1 protein-coding gene is annotated in these 235 nt (G+C 57.0%); it reads left to right on the forward strand.

Annotated elements, in window-relative coordinates; translation table 11 throughout:
- On the forward strand, positions 1-235 hold a 235-nt coding region (locus A3709_RS07780; RefSeq protein WP_156507611.1), incomplete at both ends, for an ABC transporter permease subunit.

The following is a 235-nucleotide window of genomic DNA, read 5'->3' on the forward strand; positions in this document are numbered from 1 at the left end:
TTATGATTATCCCGTTCGTGATGTCGCTGTCTGACGATATTATCAACGCGGTGCCGGACAGTATGCGAGAGGCTTCGCTGGGTATGGGCGCCACGATGAGTGAAACCATCCGCAAGGTGCTTCTCCCTGCGGCCTTGCCCGGTATTGTGGGCGGTATTCTGCTTGCCGTATCGCGTGCCATTGGCGAGACCATGATTGTAGTAATGGCGGCGGGCTTGTCCGCAAAGCTGACGGC

The sequence above is a fragment of the Halioglobus sp. HI00S01 genome, assembly GCF_001635445.1.
Taxonomy (GTDB): domain Bacteria; phylum Pseudomonadota; class Gammaproteobacteria; order Pseudomonadales; family Halieaceae; genus Halioglobus; species Halioglobus japonicus.